4 protein-coding genes are annotated in these 3,149 nt (G+C 56.9%); all 4 read left to right on the top strand.

The annotated features are described in order from the left end of the window. A partial coding sequence (locus tag VGR81_09605) for a fumarylacetoacetate hydrolase family protein (GenBank protein ID HEV2289193.1) occupies positions 1–706 on the top strand: 706 nt, incomplete at its 5' end. A gap of 29 nt (positions 707–735) precedes the next feature. Further along, positions 736–1,152, top strand: coding sequence for a DUF3592 domain-containing protein (locus VGR81_09600; GenBank protein ID HEV2289192.1), 417 nt, complete (start codon positions 736–738; stop codon positions 1,150–1,152). A 121-nt stretch (positions 1,153–1,273) separates the two neighbouring features. Continuing rightward, positions 1,274–2,842, top strand: a complete 1,569-nt coding sequence (locus VGR81_09595; protein HEV2289191.1) for an acyl-CoA carboxylase subunit beta — start codon at positions 1,274–1,276, stop codon at positions 2,840–2,842. A 7-nt stretch (positions 2,843–2,849) separates the two neighbouring features. Next, on the top strand, positions 2,850–3,149 hold a 300-nt coding region (locus tag VGR81_09590; GenBank protein HEV2289190.1), incomplete at its 3' end, for a biotin carboxylase N-terminal domain-containing protein.

The raw sequence follows: 3,149 nt of genomic DNA, 5'->3' as shown, positions 1-3,149 counted from the left end.
CGAACATATCGTTGGAATCCGGGACGCATTTCATTTTGAAGAACGCACGGAGGAAAATTGGGCGCTGAATTCTGTAAAGCTCCTCTCACCGTGCGAGCCGAGCAAAATCGTTTGCGTGGGCCGCAACTTCGCCGAACATGCGGCGGAGATGGGAAACAATGTGCCGAAAGAGCCGTTGATTTTCCTTAAGCCTCCGTCCGCGATCATTGCGCCTGAGGAGCCGATCGTGACGACTCCGCTCTCGGAACGAGTGGATTACGAGGGGGAATTGGCAATCGTGATGGCAAAGAAGTGTTCTCGACTAAAGGCCTCAGACGACGCAGCATCGTACGTTCTCGGCTACACCTGCTTGAATGATGTGACCGCGCGGGACTTGCAGAAGAAGGATGTGCAATTCACGAGGGCAAAAGGGTTCGACACCTTCTGCCCATTCGGTCCCGTGATCGAGACAAAACTGGATCTCGGCGCGGCAACGATTGAAACTTTCGTGAATCGAATCAGGAAACAGTCCGCGCGCGCGGCGGAAATGATTTTTACCGTAGATGTTATAATTCGATGGATTTCGCAGGTGATGACGCTTTTCCCCGGGGACGTGATCTCGACTGGAACGCCCTCCGGGGTGGGACCGCTGTCCGCGGGCGACGTAGTGGAAGTCAGCGTCGGCGGAGTGGGAACGCTGCGCAATCCGGTGGTTGCCGCAGGATAGCGGCGCGGATTCCCTGGTAAGGATGGACATTGGCACACATCGCTTCCAATTGGCATCAACTGGCACTGGTCGCTGCGATCGTAATTGTTATCGCCGGCGGCGCGATAGCCTGGCGCTTTGGGCGAGCGAAAGACGCGATGGAGATCGAACGCGAGCGCCGCGCATACCTAAATCGCATTGGCCGGATTGTCGACGGCCAGGTGCTGGAGATTGTCGAGCGGCCGGCGGAAGAAAGTGGCGCATCGAAGTCCGCCATTCACAAACTGCTTCTGTACACCTACTCGATTTCGGGCGTCTCCTACGAAGCCGCGCAGGATATTACGGGACTTGAAGAACGAGCCTGCCTGGACAAGGTCGTGTCAGGCCAGCCCGCGGGAGTGAAATACGATCCTTCGAATCCGAGCAACTCGATACTGATAGCCGATGATTGGTCCGGGCTGCATTGAGAAAGTAGCGTTCCCTCCAGCCATTGCAATCCTTCTTGATACTCAGCCGAATGAGTAATATCGCGATGTTTGCTTGCTCCGACCGCGCGGGTGTGTCAGGCTAACGCGCGAACAATTTGCCATGACAGCGAAAAAACTCCACCAGGACCCGATTCAAGAACTCGCCAAGAGGAGCGCCGAAGCGGAAGAAGGCGGGGGCGCGGAGCGGCGCGAGCGTCAGCATAAGGAGGGCAAACTCGGCGCGCGCGAGCGGATCGAGTTGCTGTTCGACGAAGGCACTTTCGAAGAACTCGACAAATTCGTCAAACACCGCTGCACGGATTTCGGCATGGAGGAGCAGCGGCCTTCGGGAGACGGCTTCGTTTCCGGCTTTGGCCGGATTGACGGCCGGCTGGTTTATGCCTTTGCGCAGGACTTCACGGTCTTCGGCGGTTCGCTTTCGGAATCGAATGCCGGGAAAATCACGAAAATCATGAAGCTGGCGATGAGCAACGGCGCGCCAGTGATTGGCCTGAACGATTCGGGCGGCGCGAGAATTCAGGAAGGCGTGATGTCGCTCGCGGGATATGCGGATATTTTTCTGCTCAATACCCTGGCGAGCGGCGTGATTCCGCAAATCAGCGCCATCATGGGGCCGTGCGCGGGCGGCGCCGTGTATTCTCCAGCAATCACGGACTTCGTTTTCATGACCGAAAAAACTTCCTATATGTTTGTCACGGGACCCGATGTGATCAAAACCGTGACGCATGAGGAAGTGACGAAGCACGAGCTTGGCGGGGCGATGACGCACAACGCCAAAAGCGGCGTCGCTCATTTCATTTCCCGGGACGATACCGAATGCCTGGCGATGATCCGCGAGCTGATGAGTTTTCTGCCTTCAAACAATCTCGATGATCCGCCAATGCGATCGTCGAGCGACCCCGCTGACCGCGCGGAGGCTTCGCTCAATTCCATCGTGCCTGAAGATCCTCTGGTACCGTACGACATCAAGGACGTGATCCACGCAATCGTGGACGACCGATATTTTTTTGAGGTGCATGAGCACTTCGCGAAAAATATCGTCGTCGGCTTCGCACGGCTTGATGGCAGGCCTGTGGGAGTCGTGGCGAATCAGCCTGCGTTTCTTGCCGGTGTGCTCGACATCAATGCGTCTGTGAAAGGCGCGCGATTCGTGCGTTTTTGCGACGCGTTCAACATTCCGTTGATCACGTTCGAGGATGTTCCGGGATTTCTTCCGGGTACGCAGCAGGAATATGGCGGCATCATCCGGCACGGGGCGAAACTGCTTTTTGCGTTCGCCGAAGCCACTGTGCCGAAAATTACGGTGATCACCAGAAAAGCTTATGGCGGAGCTTACTGCGTGATGGCGTCGAAACACATTCGCACCGACATGAATTTCGCATGGCCGACGGCGGAAATTGCAGTGATGGGCCCGGAGGGCGCTGTCAATATCGTCTACAAGCGCGAGATCGAACGCGCCGCGGAATCTGAGCGCGCGTCCCTGCGGCAGGACAAGGTCGCCGAATTCCGTGAGCGATTCGCGAATCCCTACGTTGCCGCAGAGAGGGGTTACATCGACGTGGTAATCCAGCCCTCGGAGACGCGCTCGAAGCTCATCACCGCTCTTTGCTCACTCGAAAACAAGCGAGATGCAAATCCGCGCAAGAAACACGGCAATATCCCGCTCTAGGCCGCTCATGTTCAAAAAAATCCTGATTGCGAATCGCGGCGAGATTGCGGTGCGAATCCTGCGCGCGTGCCGCGAAATGGATATTCCCGCAGTCGTGGTGTTCAGCGATGCAGATCGAGCATCGCTTCACGTGCGGCTTGCTGACGAGGCGTATCCCATCGGCCCCGCGCCTTTGAAGGAGAGTTATCTCGTCATCGAAAAGATTATGGGCGTGGCACGATTTGCGGGCTGCGACGCCCTTCATCCGGGATACGGAATTCTGTCAGAAAATCCGAATCTGGCGCGCGCATGCGCCGAATCCGGCGTG

Source organism: Candidatus Acidiferrales bacterium, assembly GCA_035934015.1.
Taxonomy (GTDB): Bacteria; Acidobacteriota; Terriglobia; order Acidiferrales; family UBA7541; genus DAHUXN01.
Note: the sequence above shows the minus strand (reverse complement) of the source record. Positions and strands in the feature narration are given on the sequence as shown.